Source organism: Paraburkholderia ginsengisoli NBRC 100965 (genome assembly GCF_000739735.1).
GTDB lineage: Bacteria > Pseudomonadota > Gammaproteobacteria > Burkholderiales > Burkholderiaceae > Paraburkholderia > Paraburkholderia ginsengisoli.
In genome coordinates, this window is the sequence record NZ_BBJF01000014.1 from 166,585 (window position 1) to 189,689 (window position 23,105).

Sequence of the window (23,105 nt, forward strand, 5' to 3'; positions counted from 1 at the left end):
CGACGACATCCCCAATTTCATCCACACGCGCCCACTTCGCCGCAAGCAGTGCAGAAGTCGCACCCGTCCTTGCGAATCACCGCATTCGCACCGCAAGACCCGCACTTGCGACCCAGCATCGTATGCAGTCCTTGCGCGCCGCCGGGTTGCGTCAACGTGTCGACGTCGGCGGCGGTATTGGCATCGGCAGGCGGCGGACGCAGGCCGAAGTCCGCCGACAGCGCCGTCTCCGCTTTCATCTGCCCGCGCGGCAGGCGCGCCAGCATGCGCGACGGCACCTGATTCCCTTCGGCGTCGAGAAAGCCGCGCCGATGCAGAATCTGCTGGATCGCAAACGCGAGCGCAGCCACTTCCGAATCGTGCCAGCGCGGCGCGCGATGCCCGTCGAGACGTTGTACGTCGCCGAGCCGGACCTGTCCGCGATCCCACGAGACCTTGCGCATGTCCTGCAGATTGCGCGCGACGAACCCGCCGCGTGCGGCGAGGGACAGCGAGCGCATCGTCGCCGTGATCCATTGCTGCGATTCGTCGCGCTGACCGGTGGGAATGAAGAACTCGATAGGCCGCTCGATCGTCACGTCCTCACCGCCGAGGCGCCCGGTCACTTCGATGAACGACGCCGCCACGTAAAGAGACTTCTTGCCGGCCTGGGTCAGATATTCGACCTTCTCGATGATCGCCGGCAGCTCGCCCTTGGGCCGATGGTCGATCGCGATACGCAGCGGATCGAGATCGCTCTCGGCGAGCGTGTCGTCCGCTTGCGGCGGGCTCACGCTCAGCACCGCGCCGAGCGTTTCATTCGGGCGATACGTGGCGAGACCCTTCAGGCCGTTTTTCCACGCGTCGAAGTAGAGGCTTTCGAACGCTTCGAACGGATAGTCGGCGGGCACGTTGACCGTCTTCGAGATCGAGGTGTCCACGTACGGCTGCACGGCCGCCATCATGTCCAGGTGGTCGCGCGCCGACATCTGCAGCGCGCTGACGAAATAGTCCGGCAGCTTCTTCACGTCGCCGCCCAGCTCGCGATAGAGCCGGTATGCGTAGTCCTCGACGTCGAACGATTCGCGGCCGCCGTCGGCCATCACTTTCATGCGCGAGTAGGTCCACGAGAAGGCCGGCTCGATGCCGTTCGACGCGTTGTCCGCGAACGCGAGGCTCACGGTGCCGGTCGGCGCGATCGACAGCAGATGGCTGTTGCGGATGCCGTCGCGGCGGATCGCCTGCTTGATGTCGTCGGGCAGGCGCGACGCGAAGGTGCCGGCTTCCAGATAGCGTTCGGCGTCGAACAGCGGAAACGCGCCGCGCTCTTTGGCCAGTTCCACCGAAGCGCGGTACGCCTCGTCGCGCATCAGCTGCGCGATGCGCACGGCGAAGAAGCGGCCTTCCTGCGAGTCGTAGCGCAAGCCGAGCATCACGAGCGTGTCGCCGAGGCCGGTGAAGCCGACGCCGATGCGGCGTTTCGCGCGCGACTCGTCGTACTGTTGCGGCAGCGGCCACAGCGTGACGTCGAGCACGTTGTCGAGAAAACGCACCTGGGTGCGCGTGCGTTGCGCGAGGCCTTCCCAGTCGAACGATGGCTTGCCGCCTTTCATCTGCGCGAACGGATCGATCACGAAGCGCGTCAGGTTCAGCGGGCCGAGATTGCAGCAGCCGTACGCCGGCAGCGGTTGCTCGCCGCACGGGTTGGTCGCGCGGATGGTTTCGACGGCGCGCAGATTGTTGTCTTCGTTCATCCGCGAGATGAACACGATGCCGGGTTCCGCGACGTCGTACGTGGAGCGCATGATGCGATCCCAGATCTCGCGGGCCGGGCGTTCGCTGTACACCCACAGGCCGTCTTCGCGCTGCCGCACGTCGCCGGCCGAGCGCAGCGCGGGCGACGGCTCCGCGTGATGCACGAGTTGCCACGGCTGGTCTTCTTCGACGGCGCGCATGAATTCGTCGGTGACGCCGACCGACACGTTGAAGTTGTTCCAGCGGCCCTTCGAATGCTTGGCCTCGATGAATTCGAGCAGATCGGGATGGCTGCAATCGAGCACGGCCATTTGCGCGCCGCGTCGCGAACCGGCGCTTTCGACGGTGCGGCACGACGCGTCGAACACGTCCATATAACTGCACGGTCCCGACGCCGACGAACTGGTGGTGTGAACGCGCGCGCCCTTGGGCCGGATCGCCGAGAAGTTGTAGCCGACGCCGCCGCCGCGGCGCATGGTTTCGGCCGCCTGCAGCAGCGCGACATAGATGCCGGGCAGACCTTGTTCGTCGACGCCCTGGATCGCATCGCCGACCGGCTGCACGAAGCAGTTGATCAGCGTGGCGGCGATGCCGGTGCCGGCCGCGCTCATGATGCGGCCGGCACCGAGCGCGCCGTGCCGCAGGTTGTCGACGAAGCGCGCCTCGACCGCTTCGCGCAGTTCCGGCGGCTCCGCTTCGGCGACGCCGCGGGCGACGCGTTTGAAGACGTCGTCGGCGGATTGCTCGTCGCCTTTCGCGTATTTTTCGAGCAGGACGTCGATGGAGAATTGTTGCGGAGCGACGAGGGGAGCGGGGGGCGCTAATGCCGCGCGGGTGTCCGGCGTGTCTTCTGCCATGGTAGGCCCTCAAACGGCGCCGCAGCGGGCGCGGCGCGGTGGGTGGAAAGCGGGTGACTATACCGCCGCGCTGCAAGCGGGCGGCTGACGTGTCGCAACGTGGTCCACCTTAACGCACGTGGCGAAGGGCCGCAATCGGAGGCGTTTGGGCCGCGGTACGACGCGGTGGGCGGGGCGCCCGGTGTGGTGCGCGGTGTTTGCCGGGTACGTCGGCGCGGGACGCGCGACGCCGGCAAAGATCACAGGTCGGAGAAAAAACATTCCGCGGGGAGACAGCGGAATCGGGCTGCGGGAAGTGTCAGGCTTCCGCCAGCGCACCGAGGATTTCGGCGCAGATCATCGCGGAGGCATTCGACGGCGCCGGCCGTTCGGCGGGTTTGAACACGGCGTCGCCACGGCGAATCTTGCGGCGCGACACCGCGCAGGTGCCGGACGTATGCGCCGACCGGCGCCGCCAGCGTTGCTCGCCGTAATGACATCGCCCGGGCTCTACCCAGCGGATCACCAGCGTCGTGTCGGAGCGCTCGAGAATTTCGATGCGTACGCCATTGGTACCGTCAAGGGGGATGGACTCTAAGGTCATCATCATCGGCTCCGTATTGTGGAAGGCCGAATGTAGTCCCGTGCGCGCCGGATAGCCATTGTGCCGCGGTTGAAACACTGTTCTCCAAATAGCAACAATGCCGCTTGACATTCACGATCGCCCGAAATGACGGGCGTTAGAGACCGTTATTATGTAAATTTTTAATAGTGTGAATTTTTGCAACGGAGTGTTGACTGGAGCGCGACGGAAGCGCCACCTGCAAGGGGCGCCGGTGCTTCCTTTAAGATGTGGTTCTCGATGGGCGACCGGCCGTGCGCTGCAAGTGTAGCGGGTTTGGATTTTTCGGGTCGGCTCGCGCACATCCTAAAAGAGAAGAGCTCATATGATTTCACGTCCACCCGACACCTCGTCCGATCGGCCGGTCCCGCCGGATCGCCTGAAAAAGCAGAAGGCGGCCTCACTCGCGCTGTACATCGGGCTGGTGCTGCTGGCGGTGTGGGTCGTGCGCGACTTCATCGCGGTGGTCGCGTGGGCCGGGGTCGTCGCGATCGCGCTGTGGCCGCTGTTGCGCAAGGTCGAGGGGAACCGCTGGTTCACCGGCCGCACGACGCTGATCGCGGCCATGCTGACGCTCGCGATTGCGTTGCTGGTGGTGCTGCCGGTCGGCATCGTCATTGCCCAGGCGTTGCGCGAAGCGCATGACCTGAACGAATGGTTCAAGGGGGTGCGCGAGACCGGCATCGCGATGCCCGACTTCATTCAGCGTCTGCCGTTCGGCGTGCCGCAGATTTCCGCGTGGTGGCAGGCCAACCTCACTCAACCGCTGCGCGATTCGGCCGCCATGAAGGGCCTGCACAACCCCACCGTCATGACGCTCGGGCGACGCTTCGGCGCGCGTGCGCTCCATGCGGTCGTGGTGTTCGCGTTCATGCTGGTCACGCTGTTCGTGATTTTCCAGGCGGGGCCGCGTCTGTCGGGCTCGTTGGTCAAGGCGGTGCGGCGTGCTTTCGGCGATGACGGTGCCGACCTTCTGCAACGGATGGCCGCGGCAGTGCGCGGCACGGTGTCGGGGCTGGTCGTGGTCGGACTCGGCGAGGGCGCGTTGTTGGGCGTCGCGTATTTCGTGACCGGCTTGCCGCATGTCGCACTGCTCGGCTTCATCACCGCGATTGCCGCGATGCTGCCGTTCTGCGCGCCGATCACGTTCGGGCTCGCGGCGTTGTGGCTGCTCGCGCAAGGCTCGGTGGCGGCGGCGGTGGGGCTGGCGGTGTTCGGCTCGGTCGTGGTGTTCGTCGCCGAGCACTTCGTGCGGCCGGTGCTAATCGGCAACTCGACGCGTCTGCCGTTCCTGCTCGTGCTGTTCGGGATTCTCGGCGGGGCGGAGACGTTCGGGCTGCTCGGTATCTTTATCGGCCCGGCGCTGATGACAGTGCTGATGGTGCTGTGGACCGATCTCGTGCGGTAGCGGGCAGGACGGTTTTTCGGGCGCGTGATCGGGTGGAACCACGCGCATTCGGCTAACCCGGTTCACCGGCCGGTCGGCCAATTCGGCAAGACACTGCGCGCGCCGAACGACGCCGGCGCGGCACGCGCGCCACTGCGATGCGCTGCGAGCGAACGCGATACGTCGAGCCCGGTAATCGACACGCAGGCCGGCTCGAGCGCATCGAACGACGACGTCACGCGGATGTCGCTCGCCTGTCGGCGCCACTCAAGGCTGCTGATTCGACGGATGCTCCACCGCCGGCGGCTTCACGCAGCCCAGCGTGTATTTCAACGCGGCGGGCAGCAGCGCGCTCCAGACTTCCCACGTATGCCCGCCGTCGATGATCCGCAGCGCCGCCGGATTGCCCGCCAGCCGCAGACGCGTGTACAGCGTCGACGCGTCGGCCTGGATCGCGAGGTCGTCGTCGCCGGCGGCGATGAACATCGGCAGGCGATACGGGCGGCTCATGTAGCGGTCCCATTGCGCCGGATAGTTGAGTTCATGCCAGACACCCGGCTCGAACTGCCGGTCGCCGAACACGCCGACCCGCCGTGCAGCCGACGCGCGCGGCGGCTCGTTCGCGTAGATCGCCGGGCTCAGCAGCATCGCGCCGCAGAACAGTTCCGGTTGCGTCAGCGCGTAGCGCAGCGCACCGAAGCCGCCCATCGACACCCCGCCAATCATCCGCGCGCCACGCTGCGTCGACACCGCATAGCGCGTTTCGATCTCGGGCAGCAGATCGCCGAAGAACGCGCTCTCCATCTTCTCCTTGCGATCGACGTACCAGTCGGTGCCGCCTTGCGGCATCACGATGACGACCGGCGGGATTTCCTTGCGCGCGATCAGCGTATCGGCGGCGCCTTGCAGGTGGCCCTGGGTGAGCCAGTCGTTGGCGTCGCCGTTGTTGCCGTGCAGGAGATACAGCACCGGCAGGCGCGCGGCGTCCTGGCGATAGCCGGTCGGCAGATAGACCGTGTAGTTCCAGTCGCGGCCGAGCGCCTCGGAATAGAAGCTGCGGCTGACGACGGTGCTGGCGAACGCCGGCGCGCCAACGGCAACGGATAGCAGGACGAGTGCGAAGTGTAGGAATAGACGCATGTCAGTGTAGGAAGCCCGCGCGCTGCTTGCGCGCGGCCGTCATGCTAGCAGCATCGGCGGACGATTTGAGGCTGAATGGAGGGCGATCGCGATTGATTCGAAGCGGGTGGGAGGCGACTCAGGGCGACAGGACAAGAGCAAAGGGCAAGCTACGCCCGTCACGCGCGCGCCCGTCGCTCAGGACGACATCCCCAGCGCGCCGGCGAAGCGTCCCACGCAGCGTTTGAGCGGCTCCACGCCCAGCGCGACGGCCAACAGCGCGCCCACCGCGATCGCGTCCGCGAGCAGCCCGAGCGGATAGTTCAGATAGCCGTCGGTGGCCGCGTACAGCACCGAGTCGACCACCAGCGAAATCACCGCGCCGGCGATGAAGCACAGCAGCCCCTTGCGCCCGATCACGCCGACCCACGGCAGCCATTGGGCGAGCTTCTTCGCCCAGCCGAGCTCGATCAGATTCGCGACCAGCCACGCGATCGCGAGGAAGTTGCCCGCGCGCAGGTAGGACAGATTCTGCTTGAGGCTCGCGTCGAGCGGCGCATGTTCGATGATGAGCTTGAAGTAGGCCGCGCCGGCGACCACCGCGAGCGCCAGCAGGCTGACGATCCAGCCGAGGCGGTGCGCGCTGACCCGCTGATAGACCGGCTGGCAACGCGCGAGCACGCCGAGCACGAACAGCAGTTGCCACGCGAACGGGTTGAAGTCCCAGTGCATGTCGGGCGCGGCCGGCAGGTACGCGTTGATCGCCGGCGCGCCGGCCCACAGCGCGACGCTGCCGGCCAGCAGCAGCCACGGCTTGCTGCGCGCGAGCGGCAGGATCATCGGCACCAGCAGCGCGAAGAACGCGTACATCGGCAGCACCGAGGCGAGGTAGGGCTGGCGGCGGAACAGCAGGATGTCGCGCAGCGCGGCGGCGGGCGTGGCGATCAGATCGTCGAGATCGGTGATCGCGAGATTCGGCCCGTCGATGCTGAACGCGCTCAGCACGGCGCTGACCAGCAGCATCAGCCCGGCGGTGACGAGGAACGCACGATAGATCTCCAGCGAGCGCCGCAGGAAGCGGCTGCGCGCGATCGTCTCGTTGCGCCGTTCGGCGAGCGTCACATACGCGGTGGCCGTGGCGAAGCCGCCGAGGAACACGAAGACTTCGGCGGCATCGCACAACGCGTACGCGTGCAGCGTGAAGCGCGACAGGATGCTGCCGCCGATGTGATCGACGACGATGATCAGCAGGACCAGGCCGCGAAAAAAGTCCAGCTCGATCAGGCGTGAGGGTGAGGGTTGCATTGTTTGCGCCAAAAGCAGCCCCGTGCGACGGCGCGCTGATTCAGCGCGTCAGGCGTCTCACAAGGCTTGGGAATTGGATTTGGGTATTGCGGCGGGTGCGCGACTCATAGCGCAACCCACATCGCCGCGTTCGACCGGCCTCGCGAGGCGCGGTGTCAGGGGGCAGTAAAAATGACCCTGGCGACGACGCGGAGTTCCGCTGCGTCGCCGCAAAAGCCGCCGATTATATTTCTTTCGATGACAAGCCGCTGCGGGCCGCGCATCGCACGAGCGTGGCAAAGCGTCGCCGAAGCCGGGCCGGCCGTGCGGCGGCGCCTACCTGAACGGGCGCCGGGACAAAAGGGGCCGTCGCTCGCAGTGGAGATTTCGCAACATTTTGAGATATCGAAGCGGCCCCCAATGGACGGCCAGTAAACGGCGTGTGAGGATTTCCAAAAGCGCGGCGCAAGCAGAAGCGGCGCGCTCGAAAGTGCCCGGGAAGCGCTCGGAAGCGAAGCGCCAGAAGCAGAACATCAGAAGCAGAATGCAAGAAGCACTACGCCAGAAACGAAGCGCCACAACAGAGCGCCAGAAACAAAAGCGGCCGGATCGAGTTGTCCCATTACTCGAGTGCTGGGAGATCTTCATGAACAAGCAAGTGTTCGCGCTGGCTGTCTCTGCCGCTGCGTCTGCCACTTTTGCCGCGTCCGCCGACGCGCAGACGAGCGTCACGCTATACGGGGTGATCGACGAGGGCATCAACTACACCAACAATGTCGGCCGCGGCCACGTCTACGAACTGGCGAGCGGGTTCGCGCAAGGCAGCCGCTGGGGCCTCCAGGGCGCCGAGGAACTCGGCGGCGGCCTGAAGGCGGTGTTCCAGATCGAGAGCGGTTTCGACCTGAACTCCGGGCGGCTCGCGCAGGGCGGCCGGATGTTCGGGCGCCAGGCGTTCGTGGGCCTCAGTTCGCAGCCGTATGGCACGTTGACGTTCGGCCGTCAGTACGATTCGGTGGTCGACTATCTGGCCCAGACCACGGCCAACGGCAGTTGGGGCGGCACGCTGCTCTCGCACCCGCTCGATAACGACAACACCGATAACACATTCCGGCTCGACAACACCGTCAAGTACACGAGCCCGTCGATTTCCGGCTTCCAGTTCGGCGGCACCTACAGCTTCAGCAACGACACCGGCTTCGCGAACAATCGCGCGTACAGCATCGGCGGCCAATATGTGTATGGCGGCTTGCTGGTGGCCGCGGCCTACCTGCAGGCCGACAACCCCGGCAACGGCTCGAACGGAGCGATCACCGCGAACGACGCCAATTTCATCGCGGCGCGCATGCGCGTGTTCGGCGGCGGCATCACCTACACCTTCGGTCCGGCGACGGCGGGCTTCGTCTACAGCAACTCGAACTATCTGGATCCGACCGGCAACGGCTATCTCGGCATTACACCGCTTGTGCCGCCTGGTGTGCTGCTGAACTCGCTGAAGTATCAGAACTTCGAGGTGAACGGCAAGTACCAGATTTCGCCGATGCTGTTCGTCGGCGCGCAGTACGTGTACACGATGGAAACCTTCGACGCGTCGACCGGCGGCGTGAAGCCGCGCATTCACTCGTTCGGCCTGATGGCGGACTACAACCTGTCCAAGCGCACCGATGTGTATATCCAGGGCGAATATCAACAGGTGACGGGCGATCTGACCTATTCGATTCTGGACTACGCATTCATACCGGGGACCCAGGCGCCGTCGTCGACGTCGAGGCAGGTCGTGGTGCGCGCGGCGATCCGGCATAAGTTCTAGGATGCGCCGCTTCAGGATGCGCGGTGTCGTCCGCGTTCAGTTCATCACGTAGTTCTGAATCAGAATGCCGACCAGCACGCCGGCCGGCACGCCTGAGGTTCGGCCGCGCAACGTGGCGCTCAGGTCTTCGTCGAGCACGAAGCTGCAACGGCGTTCGCTCAGGATGGTCCTGTAGGCGAGCGGTTTTGCATCGACGATCACGAGCGCCACGAGCGCGGCCACGATCAGCTGTTGCAACGCATGCAGCCGCGCCATGAACGGCAGGACTTCACCGGCGTTGCACACTAGCACCATCATGACGGCAGCGACCAGGGCGCCGAAGAGAAATCCGCCCATGAACCTGCTCGCCGTATTAAGAGAATCCACTTGAACCTCAGTTGCCTTCGTCGCCGGTATCGGGCCGACGAAGAAAAAAATGATGCTGCTGGAAAAGAGCGCCGTTCGATGCCACCGGCACCGAGAAAAACCGGGAAAGGCGATGCTGTCGGGACAGCCGTCGAAGCGACCCGTAAGCGTATTGACTTCGGGCGGCGCGACATATCGGAGGGTTCTTAAAACTGCGCGGACCGCGTCTGCCAACGCGCGCGGCTTGCGCGCATTCAATCGACGCGTTCGCTCCGACTCCGCGCACTGAACTCGCGCGCGACGGCTCGCTCAAACGGTATCGCGCTGTCGACACCGGACAGCCGCGTCTTTTACGTTTGCCGTAGACGAGCCCGCTTTTTTTTCACGGAGACTTCATGAGCATTCGCGCGACACTGATCCTTCCGCATCATCGTTATGTGTATTCGCTAGGCGCGCCGCTCGCCTGCGTGCAAGGCACGATCGGCAAGGTGTTCGACAGCCCGGAGAATCACCACGGCGCCAATCACCAGCACTTCGTCATCAAGGTCGACAAGGTGCTGAAGTTCGAAGGCGGCACGCAGAATCTGGTCGGCACCGAGTTATTTGTCGCCGTGCGTTTCGGCGACAGCGAGGGACTGGCGCAGGAAATCCCCGGACTCCAGGCGGGGCAGCCGATCGAGGCGCAAGGCGAATACATCTCCGAGGCGAGCGCCTATCCCACCGCCGACAACTCCAACCCGGTGCTGCCGGTGCTGCACTTCACGCATCATGCGGTGGGCTATGTGAAGTACGGCGGCGAGTACTACAGCTAGGCGGTGTCTTTCCCGCCGCGCGCGCCGATTCAAGTTTCCGCGACGATCTGCCGATAAAGAAAACGTGAACGTCCGGGCGCCGAGCGCGTCGCGCTGTTGCGCGATGGTCATGGCTGGCGATGCTTGCGTACGCGGACATTCACACGGGCCCGGGGACGCGGGCGCGGCGGGTCTGCGCGCAGGTGCGCGCAAGCCGGACGCAACGAGCGGCTTGCCGCGTTAGCGACCGCGCCTCGTGGCCTCGCCGCACATTCGCGCGACCCCACGCCACCGCTATTCGTTGCAGCCGCAACGTATGCCGGCAATACCTAAGTAATGTTTGTATCGAAGTGTTCGAGACGGGCGTTTTTATTAAAACGGCCTTTACAATTCCGCTGGAATTTTAATCAGCAATCTGGCCCTCCGCGTTCGGTGCCGGCTGTCCCGTGAGACCGGGCGCCGGGCCGCCCGATAAGTGGCAAGGGTTGGATCGATCGGCAGGCACGCGATGAGCGCCGCACGAGGCGGCCTCGCCCTGTCGCGACGCGGGCCGCGCGGCGTGAGACCGCGCCTCGCACGCGACATCGCGGCATCCGTCCCGCGCATATAAAGCAGGAGTCGAACAAAAGATGACAAAGCGTTTCGACAGAACGATGAAGGCCGGTCTCGCCGGCGTGTGGGTCGCGCTGGCGGTCAGCGGGTGTGCGAACGTGGGACAACAGGACGCGCAGAACGGCGGGGCGGCAAGTCCAAACGCGGCTTCTGGCGTGCAGGCGACGAGCGCAGCGGCTGTCGATCCGGCGCTGGCGCGCGCGCCCATCGCGAGCAGCACCGACGACGGCACGCTGCCTAAAAAGTCACCACCGCTCGTCTATCGCGTCAAGCGTGGCGACACGCTGTCGCGCATCGCGCAGCATCATCATTGCAGCGTCAAACAGTTGCAGGCGTGGAACGGCCTGAAGCCGTCGTCGCGGCTGAAGCACGGGCAGGTGCTGCGCGTTGCGTCGCCGGAAACGGTGCGGGCGGTGAACGCTGCCAATGCCGCGAAGGCCGCGGCGGGCGCCGTGCCGGCGGCTTCGCTGGCGACCCAGCCGGCGGGCGCATCGGGCCAGGCGCAGTCCGCGTCAGGCGCGCCCACCGCCGAAGAGGCGCGCGAAGTCGTGCAGCAAACCGCGCGGCACGCCAGCGGCGTCGCGCTCGTGTGGCCCGCGGGCGGTCGCGTCGTCGAAGCATTCCAGCCTGGCGAAACGCGCGGAATCGAAATCGGCGGCAAGCCGGGCGATCCGGTGCGCGCCGCCGCCGATGGCCGGGTGATGTACGCCGGCACGGGTCTGAACAGCTACGGCAGCCTGATCATCGTCCAGCACAACAAGGACTTTCTGACCGCGTACTCGCATAACCGCAAGCTGCTGGTCAAGATCGGCGACGTCGTCCGGCAAGGTCAGCAGATCGCCGAGATGGGCGATGAAAACAACTCGCGCGTGTCCGTCGGCTTCGAGCTGCGCCGTGACGGCAAGCCGGTCGATCCCATGCCTTATCTGCCGCAAGGGCGCGGTTAATCGCGCGCGGTCAGACGAAGCAGCGCAGCGCCGCGGCGACGATCGCCTCCGGCGCATCTTCCTGCATGAGGTGGCCCGCGTTCGGGACCGCCTGAAAGCGCGCCGCGGGAATCGCGGCGGCCAGTTGCCGTCCGCGCTCGAGCGGAATCCACTGATCCTTTTCTCCCCACAGAATCTGCACCGGGCAACGCAGTTGCGGATAACGCGCTTCGACTTCGTCGGTGTAGCGCTGGTCCATCTGCGCGATCTGCCGATAGAACGCGTCTTGTCCGGCAGCGCCGAGCCACGGTGTCACGTACGGCGCGAGTTCGTCGTCCGGAATCTCGCGGGCGATCGCACCGCGCACATACGCTTTCACCACCGCTTCGTGAATATAAGGCGGCAGTCCCGCGAACGCGTCGCCGTGTTCACGCACGTGCCGTACGAACGGCGAACCCCACGGCGCAACCGCGACCGGATCGATCAGCGTGAGACTGCGGTACTCGCAGCCGTTCAGCAGATGCGCGCGTAACGAAGTCGCGCCGCCGAAATCATGCGCGATCACATCAGGGCTCGGCAGCTTCCAATGCGCGAGCAGTTCCGCGAGCAACACGTTCTGGACGCCGAGCGACACGTCCTGTCCGTCGCGCTGCTCCGATTGCCCATAGCCAAGCAGATCGTAGTAATGAACCGTGCGCGTCTGCGCGAGATGCGCGGCGATGCGATGCCACACATACGAAGAGAACGGCGTGCCGTGAATCAGCACGAGCGGCGGACCGTTGCCGGTCACGTGGTAGCGCACGGTTTGATCGCGGAAGGTATAGGTTTCGGATAGCGGCCAGGTTTGCATGTTGATGAGCCGAGGAGCGTCGCATGAAGATCCGCTTACCTTAGCAGCCGAATGCGCAACGTGCAGCGCGCCTTTTCGTAGGTGGCTCTGCGCGGCTCCCGCAGAAGCTCACCTTTGTTTTGTTCAGCAACGCCAGGCAAATTGATGAACGACGCGTTTGCAGGACCGTTCGAATGACGGGCGCGCATCGTTCGCAATCCGCACTCTTACGAATCGGGCAGGAATAGGCTTGAAATAACGGGTATTTGTACGGGACGCAGTCGCGTAACGAACGTAATCGGTCGGCTACGCGTGCATGCGACGTTCGAGTGGAGCGCTCGGCGTCGTTGTGAACCCACCGGAAGCCGGTTTTTCAATGGTGAGGAAATCCGGGAGGCGGCGCGCGCATCGCAATGAGATGCGCGCGCCGCGATGCAGCGTTTTACTTCGCCTGAGCGCCGCGCAACAGTTGCGACACCTGGCCGTGGTGATGCAGGATCGCCGGGTCGGCTTGCAACAGCGGCAGGTAGCGCGGCAAGAACTGGTTCTGCGGCTGATCGGGCGAGAAGAGACCGGTCACCGCTTCAAGTGCGGCGAGGCGGTCGGCGGCGTCGGCTTCCTTGTCGTCGAGGATCTCATCGACGCTCGCAATCACCGTCGACAGCGGCGTGAGCCAGCGAAACCCCGAGCCGTTGATGAGCACCTGCAGAAACGCTGCGGGCGTCACCGGGCCGAATTCCTTTTCATACGCCGCGCGTTCGTGGTCGAGTATGGCCTTGTGCAGCGCGAGCAGGGGCCGGCGAATGTCCGAGAGGAATTGAGTGCATTGCTGGTCGTTCATAGTTCTGCTCCTTCGCATGGTCTGGCCGGATCGATCCGGCAATCGGCTCATGCTAACAAAATCGCTCCCGGTTGATCGGACATTGATTGGCCATCGACCGAACATCAGATCACGTGCGTGTGCCAAACGCGTCGACGCGAGTCAACACGCCACGACTAACACATTGATTCGATGCCCGTTTCAAGCTCGTCTCACGCGCCTGCAAGGCCTCTCTCGCGAGCCAGCCGCGCGAGCCTCACGGCGAATTTCTTTTTCCACGGCTACAATTTGTGAGTCCGTTCCGGCGCCTACGCGCCGCGCATCATCTGCCGTTGCCGGCGCGAGTCAGGCGCAAGTCAATCGCAAGCCGGCCGCCTCGCGTATTAGCCTGGCTTGTCGAATAAACGCGGCAAGTCTTTGCGTTTTGGTTCGACGTCTCTGTCTAAACAGCCTCATAAACAATAATCCCCACCCGGAGCCGCTCATGACAACGTTCAACATCAACGGTCAGACTCACACCGTCGACGCGCCACCCGACATGCCCCTCCTGTGGGTGCTGCGCGATCTCGTCGGGCTGACCGGCACCAAGTTCGGTTGCGGTATCGCCCAATGCGGCGCATGCACCGTGCATCTCGACGGCGTCGCGGTGCGCTCGTGCGTGTTCCCGGCAGCGGCGGTCGGCGACCGGAAAGTCATCACGATCGAAGCGGTCGGCAGCACGCCCGCGGGGCAGAAGGTGCAGCAGGCATGGCGGCAACTGGACGTCGTGCAATGCGGCTACTGTCAGTCGGGGCAGGTGATGTCGGCGGCGTCGCTGCTCGCGAGCAACCCCAATCCCAGCGACGCGGACATCGACGCCGCGATGGCGGGCAACATCTGCCGCTGTGGGACGTACAACCGCATCCGAGCGGCGATCAAGCAAGCCGCGAAGGGAGTCTGATATGTCCCAGGGATTGCTCGATGCACAGAATGGAGCGGAGTCTTCGAAAGGGGACGCGGGTGGTGCAGGTGGCGCAGGTGGCATCTCACGCCGGACCTTCCTGAAATTCAGCGTGACGGTGGGCGCGGCGGCCGGCGGCGGTTTGTTGCTCGGCTTCAGCATGCCGGCCGCGAGCCAGGATCAGAAGGCCGGCAAATCGGTGGTCGGCGGCGATGCGATCGAAGCGCCGCAAAGCGGCGTGTTCGCGCCGAACGCGTTCATCCAGATCGATACGGCGGGCAAGGTCACGCTGGTGATTCCGAAGGTCGAGATGGGCCAGGGCGTCTATACGTCGATCCCGATGCTGATCGCCGAAGAACTCGAAGTGCCGCTCGACGCGGTCATACTCGATCACGCGCCACCGAACGAAAAGCTCTTCATGGACCCGCTGCTCGGCGGCCAGCTCACCGGCGGTTCGACGTCGATCCGCTTTGCGTGGGAGCCGATGCGCCGCGCCGGCGCCACCGCGCGCGCGATGTTGATCGACGCGGCCGCGCAGCAATGGCAGGTCGAGCCGGCAAGCTGTCACGCGCAGGGCGGGCAGGTGATTCACGCGGCCAGCAATCGCAGCATCGGGTATGGCCAGCTCGTCGAGGCCGCCGCGAAACTGCCCGCGCCGCAGAACGTGCCTTTGAAAGACCCGAAGGATTTCAAACTGATCGGCACGCCGGTGAAGCGTCTCGACTCGCCGGAGAAAGTGGACGGAACCGCGCAGTTCGGACTGGACGTGCGTGTGCCCGACATGGTCTACGCGGCGATCGCGAATTGCCCGGTGTTCGGCGGCACGCTCGCAAGCGTCGACGATACCAACGCGAAGAAGATTCCCGGCGTGCGCCAGGTCGTCAAGATCGATAACGCGGTCGCGGTGATCGGCGATCACACGTGGGCGGCAAGACGCGGGCTGCAGGCGCTCGACATCAAGTGGAACGAAGGCGCGGGCGCGAACATTTCGATGAAGCAGATCGTCGACGATCTCGCCAATGCGTCGCAACGCAACGGCGCGGTCGCGCGCAAAGAGGGCGACGTCGCCAACGCGTTCTCGAATGCGAAGTCGCGCGTCGACGCGGTGTACCAGCAGCCGTTCCTCGCGCACGCGACGATGGAGCCGATCAACTGCACGGTCCACGTGCGCGCCGACGGCTGCGATGTGTGGCTCGGTTCGCAGGTGCCCACGCGAGTGGTGGACGCAGCCGTCGCGGTCACGGGCCTGCCCGCCGACAAGATCGTCGTGCACAACCATCTGATCGGCGGCGGCTTCGGGCGGCGGCTCGAGTTCGACATGGTCACGCAGGCGGTCAAGGTCGGCAAGCAGGTCTCGACGCCGGTGAAGGTGCTGTGGACGCGCGAAGAAGACATCCAGCACGACATGTACCGGCCGTACTATTACGACAAGATCTCGGCGGGGCTCGACGCGAACGGCAAGCCGGTCGCGTGGCAGCACCGCATCGTCGGGTCGTCGATCATGGCGCGTTTCGCGCCGCCCGCATTCAAGAACGGGCTCGACCCGGACGCGGTCGAAGTGGCGTCGGACCTGCCGTACGACTTGCCGAACCAGCTGGTCGATTACGTGCGCCAGGAACCGCACGCGGTGCCCACCGCATTCTGGCGCGGCGTCGGGCCGACGCGCGGCACCTTCGTGGTGGAGAGCTTCATCGACGAACTCGCCGCTCAGGCGAAGATCGACCCGGTCAAGTACCGGCAGGACCTGCTGGGCAAAACCCCGCGCGCATTGAACGTGCTGAACACCGCCACGCAGGCGGCGGGCTGGGGCAGCGCGTTGCCGAAAGGGCAAGGGCGCGGCGTGTCGGTGATGCACGCGTTCGGCAGCTTCTTCGCGATCGTCGTCGATGTCGCCGTCGATCAGGGCGAGGTCGCGGTCAAGCGCGTCGTATGCGCGGTCGACTGCGGGATGGTGGTCAATCCGAACACGATCGAAGCGCAGGTGCAGGGCGGCATCATCTTCGGCATCACGGCGGCGCTCTATAGCGAGATCACGATCAAGGACGGCCGCGTCGAGCAGAACAACTTCACCGACTACCGGATGCTGCGGATCGACCAGACTCCGCCGATCGACGTGCATATCGTCAAGAGCAGCGAGGCGCCCGGCGGTATCGGCGAACCCGGCACGGCGGCGCTCGCGCCCGCGTTGACCAATGCAATTTACGCGGCCACCGGCAAGCGGCTGCGGCAATTGCCGGTCGGCAGCCAACTGCAAACCGCCTGACCGGAGCCCGACCATGAAAAACACACTGAAGGGTTTCAGCGCGGCGCTGTGCATGGCGCTGCCGTTCATCGCACAAATGGGCGCCTATGCGGCTGCGCCTGCCCCGGCTCACGCGGCGGACCCGGCGCTGCTGCAACGCGGCGCCTATCTGGCGAAGGTCGGCGATTGCGTTGCCTGTCACACGGCGCCGAAGGGCAAGCCGTTCGCGGGCGGCCTGCCGATGTCGACGCCGATGGGCCAGATCTACACCACCAACATCACGCCCGACCCGCAGACCGGCATCGGCAGCTACACGGAAGAGGACTTCGCGCGGGCGATGCGCGGAGGCGTCGCGAAAGACGGCCACAACCTGTACCCGGCGATGCCGTATCCGTCGTACGCGAAGATCAACGACGACGACATGAAAGCGCTGTACGCGTTCTTCATGAGCGGCGTCGCGCCGGTGCAGCAGGCGAATCGCGAGTCGGACATCAAGTGGCCATTGAACATGCGCTGGCCGCTGAAGTTCTGGAACATGGCGTTCCTCCAGAAGGGCGCCTATCAGGACAAATCGGGCAAGGACGTCGCATGGAATCGCGGCGCGTATCTGATCCAGGGACTCGGGCACTGCGGGTCGTGTCATACGCCGCGCGGCATCGCGTTCCAGGAGAAGGCGCTCGATGAAAGCGGCAGCGCGTTCCTCACCGGCGGCCTGCTCGACGGCTGGTTCGCGTCGAACCTGACCGGCGAGCACAACGTCGGGCTGGGTCGCTGGAACGACGAGGACGTGCACGCGTTTCTGAAGACCGGCGCGAATCGCCACGCGTCGGCGTTCGGTTCGATGACCAGCGTGATCAACAACAGCACGCAGGGCATGACCGATGCCGACATCGCCGCGATGACGACGTATCTGAAGTCGCTGCCGCCGGCGGGCGGCAACGGCGCGCCGGCTTACGCGTACGATCCGCAGAAGACGAAGGTGTCGCTGAACCGTCCGGCGAACGACGCGGGCGCGCGCGTCTACACCGCGTATTGCATGCATTGTCACGGCGCCGACGGCCGCGGCTTCGCGCCGATGATGGCGCCGTTGGCCGGCAATCCGAACGTGCTGGAGAAGGACGCGTCGTCGTTGATCAACGTCACGCTGAACGGGACCGGCGATCTGGTCGTCGGCGGCGTGCCCGCGGCCTTTCCGATGCCGAAGTTCGCGCCGGTGCTCAACGATCAGCAGATCGCCGACGTGCTGACCTTCGTACGGGCCGGCTGGAACAACGGCGCACCGGCGGTGTCGGCGGCCGAGGTGGCGAAGCTGCGCAAGTCGACGCAGGCGGCGCGTTAAGCGGCAGCACGGCGTTAGCCAGAATTTGCTGTGGCGGCAGGCGCAAAAAAACGGCAGCCGTGCAGAGCGCGCGGTTGCCGTTTTTTACTGGCGCGTCACGTGCCGCGAGGCAACGCATCGCACCATCGCCTCAACGATGCTGGCCGACCTTTTGCCGCTTTTCGAGCACGCGTGCGTACCACGTCAACGGGAAGCACATCGCGAAGTAAATCATCGCGACCATGCCGTAGATCGGGAACGGACGGAACGCGGCGTTGGTGATCATGGTGCCGGTCTTGGTCAGTTCGGTAAAGCCGATGATCGACGCGAGCGCGGTGCTCTTGACCACCTGCACGAGAAAGCCGACCGTCGGCGCGACCGCGATCTTCAGTGCCTGCGGCCACACGATGTAGCGCAACTGCTGGCCGAATGTCATGCCGAGACTCGCACCCGCGGCCCACTGTCCGCGCGGCACGGCTTCGACGCAACCGCGCCAGATGTCGACCAGATACGCGCTCGTATAAAGCGTCAACGTGACGGTCGCCGCGACCCAGGGCGACACGTCGACGCCGAGCAGCGGCAGACCGAAGAACGCGAGGAACAGCTGCATCAGCAGCGGTGTGCCCTGAAACACTTCCACGTACAGCACGACGATGCGGCGCAGCCAGGCGGTCGGCGACACGCGCATCGCTAGCAGCACCAACCCGACGATGCCGCCGCCGACGAACGCGATCAGCGACAGTAGCACCGTCCAGCGGGCGGCGAGCAACAGATTGCGGGCGATGTCCCACAGCGTGAATTCGATCATGATCAACGCTCCGTCGGCAGGGTGCGGGTGCCGCGCAACATCAGGCGGCTGCGCCAGTTACGCGGCGCGCCGTCGTTGCCCTGGTTGTTGCCGCGCGCGGCACGGCCCGCGAACAGACCGCGTCCGAAGCGGTTGATCAGTTGCCGCAACACGATCGACATCAGCAAATAGGCCGCGGTGATGATCACGTAACTCTCGAACGAACGGAAGTTGCGCGACTGGATGAAGTTGGCCGCGTAGGTCAGATCGGGCACCGAGATCTGCGACACGACCGCCGAGCCGAGCATCACGATCAGCACCTGGCTCAGCAGCGCGGGAAACACGTTGGCGATCGCCTGCGGCAGCACGACATGGCGGAACACCTGCCGGCCGTGCAGACCGAGCGCCTGCGCCGCCTGCACCTGGCCGCGCGGAATCGAATCGATGCCGGCGCGCACAATCTCGATTGCGTACGCGCCGAGATTCACCGTCATCGCCAGAATCGCGGCCTGGACTTCGTCGATATGAATGCCGAGGCTCGGCAAGCCGAAGAACACGAAGAACAACTGCACGATGAACGGCGTGTTGCGGATCAGTTCGACGTAGCTCGCCACGAGCCAGCGCGCCCACTTCGGCCCGGCGACCGCGATGCTCGCCCCGCCGATGCCGACGAGGCCGCCGAGCACGGTCGAGACGGCGGTGAGCCCGAGCGTCACGGCGGCGCCGCGCACGAGCATCCCCGCATAGAGGTCGAAGCCGCTGAAATCGAACGCGTAGGTCATGTCGTGGCGCTCATCGTGATGATCAACCTCTGTGCGAAGGGTTTTAGAGCTCGGCCGGCAGCGGCGCACGCAGCCACTTCTGCGAGATCGCGTTCATCGTGCCGTCCTTGCGAGCCTTGGCAATCGTCTCGTCGACCTTCGCCTTCAGGCGCGGTTCGTTCTTGTTCAGGCCGACGTGATCCGGCGAGCTGAACAGCGAGAACTTCTGCTCCGGATCGTTGGCCGGATGACGCGCGAGAATCGTCGCGCCGACGTCGTTGCCGACCACCATCAACTGTACCTGACCAGAAAGAAACGCCGAAATTGCGCCGTTCGGATCGTCGAAACGTTTGATGTTGGCGGTGGGCGGTGCGATCTTCGTCACGCTCAGGTCTTCCAGCGTGCCGCGCGCGACCGAGATCGACTTGCCGGCGAGGTCGGCGGCGTTCTTCACGGGCAGCGACTTCGGGCCGAACACGGCGAGGTAGTAGGGCGCATAAGGCTGCGAGAAGTCGATCACCTTTTCGCGCTCCGGCGTCTGTCCGACCGACAGCAGCATGTCGGCCTTATGGTCGGCGAGGTAGGCCATGCGGTTGTCGCCGGTCACCTGCACGAGTTCGACCTTCGCGTTGAGCGCCTTGCCGATCAGGTTCGCGACGTCGATGTCGTAGCCCATCGGCTTCATGTCCGGTCCGATCGAGCCGAACGGCGGATAGTCCATGAACACGCCGATGCGCACCGTGCCCGACTTCGCGATGTTGTCGATTGCGTCGGCACGCGCGGCCGACGGGAAGGCGCACAACACACCGAGGCCGGTGAAGGCGAGCGTCGCGGCAAGCGTGGCGAACACGCGGCGGGTCTGCGAGTGAGCAACGGGGCGCTGATTCATGGTGTTTCCTTGGTCGAGAAGGTCGGTACGTCGTTATTGGAATGGTTGCGGAAAAGTGGGCGCAAAAGCCAGGCTCAGTGCGTGGCGCGCGCGGCGATCAGCTTGCACGCGTGCGGTGGCAATTCCGCGAGCACCGGCATGCCGAGCGTGAGTCCCGGCGTTTCGCGCGGCGTGGTCGCGGCGGTCAGCGTGAAGCCGGCGCAATCGATGGTCGCCTCGAGCGACGCGCCCACGTCGCGAATGAACGTGACGGTGCCGGCGAGCCGGTTTGGACCGGGGACCTCGGAGGCCTGCTTCACGCAGACATCTTCCGGGCGGATCAACAGACGGACGTCGGTGCCCGACGCCGGCGCGCTTGCGCTTTGCGCGACGGCGATGCGCCGGCCGCCCGGCAGGCTGACGCCGCCCGCGCCATCGTACGCGACCGGCAGGATATTGCCGAGCCCGATGAAGTCGGCGACGAACTCGCTGACCGGATCGCGATAGATATCGAGCGGCTTGCCGACCTGCGCGATGCGGCCTTTTTCCATCACGACGATTTCATCGGCCATCGTCATTGCTTCGCGCTGATCGTGCGTGACCATGATCGTCGTGATGCCCAGACGCTGTTGCAACAGGCGGATTTCCACCTGCATCGCTTCGCGCAGCTTGGCGTCGAGCGCGGACAGCGGCTCGTCGAGCAGCAGCAGTTTCGGTTGCGACGCGATCGCGCGCGCAATCGCCACGCGCTGACGCTGGCCGCCGGAGAGTTGCGTGACCGGCCGGTTCGCCATGTGCGGCAACTGGATCAGATCGAGCAGTTCGGCGACGCGGCTCGTTTGCCGGGCCTTCGCCATCTTGCGCAGCTTCAGCGGATACGCGACGTTCTGCGCGACCGTCATGTGCGGAAACAGCGCGAGGGACTGGAACACCATGCCGAAGTCGCGCTGGTTGGCCGGCAGTTGCGTGATGTCACGGCCGGCGAAATGGATGCTGCCCGAACTCGGCGTCTCCAGCCCGGCAATCATCCGCAGCAGCGTGGTCTTGCCGCAGCCGGACGGGCCGAGAAAGCAGACCAGCTTGCCGTCGGGTACGCTCAGGTCGACATTGTCGACGGCATGCGCGGCGCCGAAGCGGCGAGTCACGGCCTGCAAGGTCAGATGGGTCATCGGGGGCTCCGGCAAAGTGGCGTCGTGCGTGCGTTCGGGTTCACAGTGCGACTCCTTCGTCGCCGATCAGCTTTTCCAGCAGCCAGATCAGCGCGAAGTCGATCGCGACGATGACGACGGCGAAACAGAACACGGTCGGATCGAGCGACGACACCGTGCGGCTGTACAGCCACACTGGCAGCGTCATCGTATCGATGCCGTACAGGAAGAAGGTCACCGTGAACTCGTTGAACGAGACGATGAACGCGAACAGCATGCCGGCGAGAATGCCCGGGCGCATCAGCGGCAGGATCACGTCGACGAGCGCGCGGCCGGGGCTCGCGCCCATCACGCAGGCGGCCTCCTCGAACTCCGGGCCGATGGACGCGACCGACGCCGCGCAATTCTTCACCGTGAACGGCAGCGCCAGAATCACATGCGCGATGATCAGGCGGAACACGCCAAGCTCGATGGGCAGCACGTTGAACACGAGCAGCAGCGACAGGCCAAGCATCACCAGCGGATAGACGAGCGGCAGCGCGACCAGCTGCTCGACCGCCGGTTTGCCGCGAAAGCGGTAGCGGCTCAGCGAGTAGGCGGCGGGCACCGACACGAGCGTGGCGATCAGCATCGTCGAGAACGCGACGATCAGGCTCGTGCTCAACGCGGCGCCCATGGACAGCGAGTCGCTCGCATCCGGCGACACGAAGCTGTGCCACGCGGCGCGGTACCAGTGCAGGCTGAACGCGTGCGGCGGAAACTCGAGCGTGTCGGCGGCGCTGAACGACATCACGATCATCGTGAGGATGGGCAGCGCGGCGAGCAACAATACGATCGCGGCAAGCAGCGCGGTGGCGCGGCCGAGCTGGCCGGGCATCGCGTTCGACAGCCGCGGCAGGCGAGGCGAACGCGGCGAGGGGGGCGCTGGCTGCGGCAGGCGCGAGGTTCGAAGCGGCGTGCTCATGCGTGGGGCTCCCCGGCGGCGAGCCGCTGTGTACGGCGCACGAGGCGCTGCGAAATCGCCATCACCGTGAGCGTGGCGACCATCAATACGACGCCCGACGCGGATGCCGCCGGCCAGTTGAGCAACGGCGCCACCTGGTCGTGGACCAGCACGGCGAGCATCGGCACGCGGCGTCCGCCGAGCAGCAACGGCACGGCGAACGCGCTGGCGTTGTACGCGAACACCAGCAGCGCGCCCGACACGAGGCCCGGCATCGCCAGCGGCAGTAGCACATGACGCAGCGTTTGCCAGCGCGTCGCGCCGAGCGTCGCCGCGGCTTCTTCGTAAGAGGTCGAGACCGCGCGCATCGCGCTCGACAGCGGCAGCACGGCGAGCGGAAACGCGGTCTGAATCAGACCGAGCAACACGCCATGCTCGCGATACAGCCACATCACCGGACGTTGCACGAGGCCGCTCGCGAGCAGCGCGTGATTGAGCAGACCGGCGGGCCCGAGAATGATCAGCCAGCCATAGCCTTGCAGCAGCAGATTGACCAGCAGCGGCAGCAGCACGCCGGCCAGCAGCAGCCGGCGCGCGAGCCGCGACTTCGTGCGCGCCATCGCGAGCGCGACGGGAATCGCCAGCAGAACCGCACAGATCATGCTCTGGAACGCGAGCCGCAACGTGAGCCACAACGACTTCATGAAGTAGCCGTCGAGCAGGTCCGCGTAGTTTTGCAGCGTGAAGCCGCGCCATTCGTCGCCTTGCGTGCCGAAGCTCATGCGCAATACGACGAGCGCCGCCGCGCCGAGCACAGCGAGAAACAGCAGGATCGGCGCGAGCAGCAGCCACGGACGCGCTCTCGCCAGCGCGGTGCCGGCGGGTTGATCCGGCGCGCCGGACGCGGCATCGGGCGTGGGCGCCGAGGTCGAGCCCGACGCCCCGTCCGGCGTCAACGCGGCCCGCCGCGAAAAGCGCGCGAGCAT

General features: G+C 65.4%; 21 protein-coding genes. 7 read left to right on the forward strand and 14 right to left on the reverse strand.

The features are described from left to right. Nucleotides 1-17: 17 nt before the first annotated feature. Entirely contained in the window at nucleotides 18-2,591 is a 2,574-nt protein-coding gene (locus BGI01S_RS21540) for an adenosylcobalamin-dependent ribonucleoside-diphosphate reductase (protein WP_042328043.1), read from the reverse strand. A gap of 298 nt (nucleotides 2,592-2,889) precedes the next feature. Next, the gene (locus tag BGI01S_RS21545) at nucleotides 2,890-3,174 is read right to left on the reverse strand and encodes a DUF3331 domain-containing protein (protein WP_042328115.1); all 285 of its coding nucleotides are present in this window, start codon (nucleotides 3,172-3,174) and stop codon (nucleotides 2,890-2,892) included. A 343-nt stretch (nucleotides 3,175-3,517) separates the two neighbouring features. On the opposite strand from BGI01S_RS21545, the gene BGI01S_RS21550 reads away from it, so the two are divergent. Further along, the gene (locus tag BGI01S_RS21550; RefSeq protein ID WP_042328044.1) at nucleotides 3,518-4,600 is read left to right on the forward strand and encodes an AI-2E family transporter; all 1,083 of its coding nucleotides are present in this window, start codon (nucleotides 3,518-3,520) and stop codon (nucleotides 4,598-4,600) included. 62 nt (nucleotides 4,601-4,662) lie between these two features. Here the strand turns inward: BGI01S_RS21550 and BGI01S_RS30345 are convergent, their stop codons facing one another. The 3 genes from BGI01S_RS30345 to BGI01S_RS21560 all read right to left on the reverse strand — a co-directional run bounded on the left by BGI01S_RS30345 (nucleotide 4,663) and on the right by BGI01S_RS21560 (nucleotide 7,003). Further along, nucleotides 4,663-4,818: a hypothetical protein gene (locus BGI01S_RS30345; RefSeq protein WP_157004246.1), complete on the reverse strand. Its 156-nt coding sequence runs from the start codon at nucleotides 4,816-4,818 to the stop codon at nucleotides 4,663-4,665. A 28-nt stretch (nucleotides 4,819-4,846) separates the two neighbouring features. Further along, nucleotides 4,847-5,719 carry an alpha/beta hydrolase gene (locus BGI01S_RS21555; RefSeq protein ID WP_042328045.1) on the reverse strand — a complete coding sequence of 291 codons (873 nt, stop codon included), beginning with the start codon at nucleotides 5,717-5,719 and terminating at the stop codon, nucleotides 4,847-4,849. A gap of 177 nt (nucleotides 5,720-5,896) precedes the next feature. Continuing rightward, entirely contained in the window at nucleotides 5,897-7,003 is a 1,107-nt protein-coding gene (locus tag BGI01S_RS21560; protein ID WP_042328046.1) for an OpgC domain-containing protein, read from the reverse strand. Nucleotides 7,004-7,628: 625 nt separating this feature from the next. Between BGI01S_RS21560 and BGI01S_RS21565 the strand changes: the two genes are divergently transcribed. Next, nucleotides 7,629-8,789: a porin gene (locus BGI01S_RS21565; RefSeq protein ID WP_042328047.1), complete on the forward strand. Its 1,161-nt coding sequence runs from the start codon at nucleotides 7,629-7,631 to the stop codon at nucleotides 8,787-8,789. A gap of 36 nt (nucleotides 8,790-8,825) precedes the next feature. Here BGI01S_RS21565 and BGI01S_RS31190 read toward each other — a convergent pair whose 3' ends face one another. Continuing rightward, the gene (locus BGI01S_RS31190; RefSeq protein WP_232624463.1) at nucleotides 8,826-9,392 is read right to left on the reverse strand and encodes a hypothetical protein; all 567 of its coding nucleotides are present in this window, start codon (nucleotides 9,390-9,392) and stop codon (nucleotides 8,826-8,828) included. Nucleotides 9,393-9,529: 137 nt separating this feature from the next. On the opposite strand from BGI01S_RS31190, the gene BGI01S_RS21575 reads away from it, so the two are divergent. Together BGI01S_RS21575 and BGI01S_RS21580 are read left to right on the forward strand one after the other, a co-directional pair. Further along, the gene (locus BGI01S_RS21575) at nucleotides 9,530-9,946 is read left to right on the forward strand and encodes a hypothetical protein (RefSeq protein WP_042328050.1); all 417 of its coding nucleotides are present in this window, start codon (nucleotides 9,530-9,532) and stop codon (nucleotides 9,944-9,946) included. A 608-nt stretch (nucleotides 9,947-10,554) separates the two neighbouring features. Then, nucleotides 10,555-11,484, forward strand: a complete 930-nt coding sequence (locus BGI01S_RS21580; RefSeq protein WP_042328051.1) for a peptidoglycan DD-metalloendopeptidase family protein — start codon at nucleotides 10,555-10,557, stop codon at nucleotides 11,482-11,484. A 10-nt stretch (nucleotides 11,485-11,494) separates the two neighbouring features. Here the strand turns inward: BGI01S_RS21580 and BGI01S_RS21585 are convergent, their stop codons facing one another. Both BGI01S_RS21585 and BGI01S_RS21590 read right to left on the reverse strand, forming a co-directional pair. After that, the gene (locus BGI01S_RS21585; RefSeq protein WP_042328052.1) at nucleotides 11,495-12,313 is read right to left on the reverse strand and encodes an alpha/beta fold hydrolase; all 819 of its coding nucleotides are present in this window, start codon (nucleotides 12,311-12,313) and stop codon (nucleotides 11,495-11,497) included. 421 nt (nucleotides 12,314-12,734) lie between these two features. After that, nucleotides 12,735-13,133 (reverse strand): hypothetical protein, encoded by a 399-nt coding sequence (locus BGI01S_RS21590; protein WP_042328053.1) that lies wholly within the window; start codon nucleotides 13,131-13,133, stop codon nucleotides 12,735-12,737. A gap of 463 nt (nucleotides 13,134-13,596) precedes the next feature. Between BGI01S_RS21590 and BGI01S_RS21595 the strand changes: the two genes are divergently transcribed. From BGI01S_RS21595 to BGI01S_RS21605, 3 genes are read left to right on the forward strand one after another with little or no spacing between them, the layout of a single operon-like run. Continuing rightward, nucleotides 13,597-14,052 carry a (2Fe-2S)-binding protein gene (locus BGI01S_RS21595; protein ID WP_042328054.1) on the forward strand — a complete coding sequence of 152 codons (456 nt, stop codon included), beginning with the start codon at nucleotides 13,597-13,599 and terminating at the stop codon, nucleotides 14,050-14,052. A gap of 1 nt (nucleotide 14,053) precedes the next feature. After that, complete coding sequence (locus BGI01S_RS21600) at nucleotides 14,054-16,315, forward strand: xanthine dehydrogenase family protein molybdopterin-binding subunit (protein ID WP_042328055.1); 2,262 nt, start codon at nucleotides 14,054-14,056, stop codon at nucleotides 16,313-16,315. A gap of 13 nt (nucleotides 16,316-16,328) precedes the next feature. Next, nucleotides 16,329-17,633 carry a c-type cytochrome gene (locus tag BGI01S_RS21605; RefSeq protein ID WP_042328057.1) on the forward strand — a complete coding sequence of 435 codons (1,305 nt, stop codon included), beginning with the start codon at nucleotides 16,329-16,331 and terminating at the stop codon, nucleotides 17,631-17,633. Between the two features lie 130 nt (nucleotides 17,634-17,763). Here BGI01S_RS21605 and BGI01S_RS21610 read toward each other — a convergent pair whose 3' ends face one another. The 6 genes from BGI01S_RS21610 to BGI01S_RS21635 all read right to left on the reverse strand — a co-directional run bounded on the left by BGI01S_RS21610 (nucleotide 17,764) and on the right by BGI01S_RS21635 (nucleotide 23,105). Beyond that, the gene (locus BGI01S_RS21610; protein WP_042328058.1) at nucleotides 17,764-18,420 is read right to left on the reverse strand and encodes an amino acid ABC transporter permease; all 657 of its coding nucleotides are present in this window, start codon (nucleotides 18,418-18,420) and stop codon (nucleotides 17,764-17,766) included. A 2-nt stretch (nucleotides 18,421-18,422) separates the two neighbouring features. Further along, entirely contained in the window at nucleotides 18,423-19,181 is a 759-nt protein-coding gene (locus BGI01S_RS21615) for an amino acid ABC transporter permease (RefSeq protein ID WP_042328060.1), read from the reverse strand. Between the two features lie 43 nt (nucleotides 19,182-19,224). Beyond that, on the reverse strand, nucleotides 19,225-20,049 hold the full coding sequence (locus BGI01S_RS21620; RefSeq protein ID WP_042328061.1) for a transporter substrate-binding domain-containing protein: 825 nt from the start codon (nucleotides 20,047-20,049) through the stop codon (nucleotides 19,225-19,227). A gap of 74 nt (nucleotides 20,050-20,123) precedes the next feature. Beyond that, nucleotides 20,124-21,197, reverse strand: a complete 1,074-nt coding sequence (locus BGI01S_RS21625) for an ABC transporter ATP-binding protein (protein ID WP_042328062.1) — start codon at nucleotides 21,195-21,197, stop codon at nucleotides 20,124-20,126. A gap of 40 nt (nucleotides 21,198-21,237) precedes the next feature. Continuing rightward, entirely contained in the window at nucleotides 21,238-22,140 is a 903-nt protein-coding gene (locus BGI01S_RS21630) for an ABC transporter permease (protein WP_042328063.1), read from the reverse strand. Next, nucleotides 22,137-23,105, reverse strand: coding sequence for an ABC transporter permease (locus tag BGI01S_RS21635; RefSeq protein WP_042328116.1), 969 nt, complete (start codon nucleotides 23,103-23,105; stop codon nucleotides 22,137-22,139). Before BGI01S_RS21635 ends, BGI01S_RS21630 begins: the two co-directional genes overlap by 4 nt.

What these genes read in the sequence shown, in the direction of transcription:
- BGI01S_RS21540 (WP_042328043.1), bottom strand. Translation starts at nt 2,591, where the DNA reads ATGGCAGAAGACACGCCGGACACCCGCGCGGCATTAGCGCCCCCCGCT.
- BGI01S_RS21545 (WP_042328115.1), bottom strand. Translation starts at nt 3,174, where the DNA reads ATGACCTTAGAGTCCATCCCCCTTGACGGTACCAATGGCGTACGCATC.
- BGI01S_RS21550 (WP_042328044.1), top strand. Translation starts at nt 3,518, where the DNA reads ATGATTTCACGTCCACCCGACACCTCGTCCGATCGGCCGGTCCCGCCG.
- BGI01S_RS21555 (WP_042328045.1), bottom strand. Translation starts at nt 5,719, where the DNA reads ATGCGTCTATTCCTACACTTCGCACTCGTCCTGCTATCCGTTGCCGTT.
- BGI01S_RS21560 (WP_042328046.1), bottom strand. Translation starts at nt 7,003, where the DNA reads ATGCAACCCTCACCCTCACGCCTGATCGAGCTGGACTTTTTTCGCGGC.
- BGI01S_RS21565 (WP_042328047.1), top strand. Translation starts at nt 7,629, where the DNA reads ATGAACAAGCAAGTGTTCGCGCTGGCTGTCTCTGCCGCTGCGTCTGCC.
- BGI01S_RS21575 (WP_042328050.1), top strand. Translation starts at nt 9,530, where the DNA reads ATGAGCATTCGCGCGACACTGATCCTTCCGCATCATCGTTATGTGTAT.
- BGI01S_RS21580 (WP_042328051.1), top strand. Translation starts at nt 10,555, where the DNA reads ATGACAAAGCGTTTCGACAGAACGATGAAGGCCGGTCTCGCCGGCGTG.
- BGI01S_RS21585 (WP_042328052.1), bottom strand. Translation starts at nt 12,313, where the DNA reads ATGCAAACCTGGCCGCTATCCGAAACCTATACCTTCCGCGATCAAACC.
- BGI01S_RS21590 (WP_042328053.1), bottom strand. Translation starts at nt 13,133, where the DNA reads ATGAACGACCAGCAATGCACTCAATTCCTCTCGGACATTCGCCGGCCC.
- BGI01S_RS21595 (WP_042328054.1), top strand. Translation starts at nt 13,597, where the DNA reads ATGACAACGTTCAACATCAACGGTCAGACTCACACCGTCGACGCGCCA.
- BGI01S_RS21600 (WP_042328055.1), top strand. Translation starts at nt 14,054, where the DNA reads ATGTCCCAGGGATTGCTCGATGCACAGAATGGAGCGGAGTCTTCGAAA.
- BGI01S_RS21605 (WP_042328057.1), top strand. Translation starts at nt 16,329, where the DNA reads ATGAAAAACACACTGAAGGGTTTCAGCGCGGCGCTGTGCATGGCGCTG.
- BGI01S_RS21610 (WP_042328058.1), bottom strand. Translation starts at nt 18,420, where the DNA reads ATGATCGAATTCACGCTGTGGGACATCGCCCGCAATCTGTTGCTCGCC.
- BGI01S_RS21615 (WP_042328060.1), bottom strand. Translation starts at nt 19,181, where the DNA reads ATGACCTACGCGTTCGATTTCAGCGGCTTCGACCTCTATGCGGGGATG.
- BGI01S_RS21620 (WP_042328061.1), bottom strand. Translation starts at nt 20,049, where the DNA reads ATGAATCAGCGCCCCGTTGCTCACTCGCAGACCCGCCGCGTGTTCGCC.
- BGI01S_RS21625 (WP_042328062.1), bottom strand. Translation starts at nt 21,197, where the DNA reads ATGACCCATCTGACCTTGCAGGCCGTGACTCGCCGCTTCGGCGCCGCG.
- BGI01S_RS21630 (WP_042328063.1), bottom strand. Translation starts at nt 22,140, where the DNA reads ATGAGCACGCCGCTTCGAACCTCGCGCCTGCCGCAGCCAGCGCCCCCC.
- BGI01S_RS21635 (WP_042328116.1), bottom strand. Translation starts at nt 23,105, where the DNA reads ATGCTCGCGCGCTTTTCGCGGCGGGCCGCGTTGACGCCGGACGGGGCG.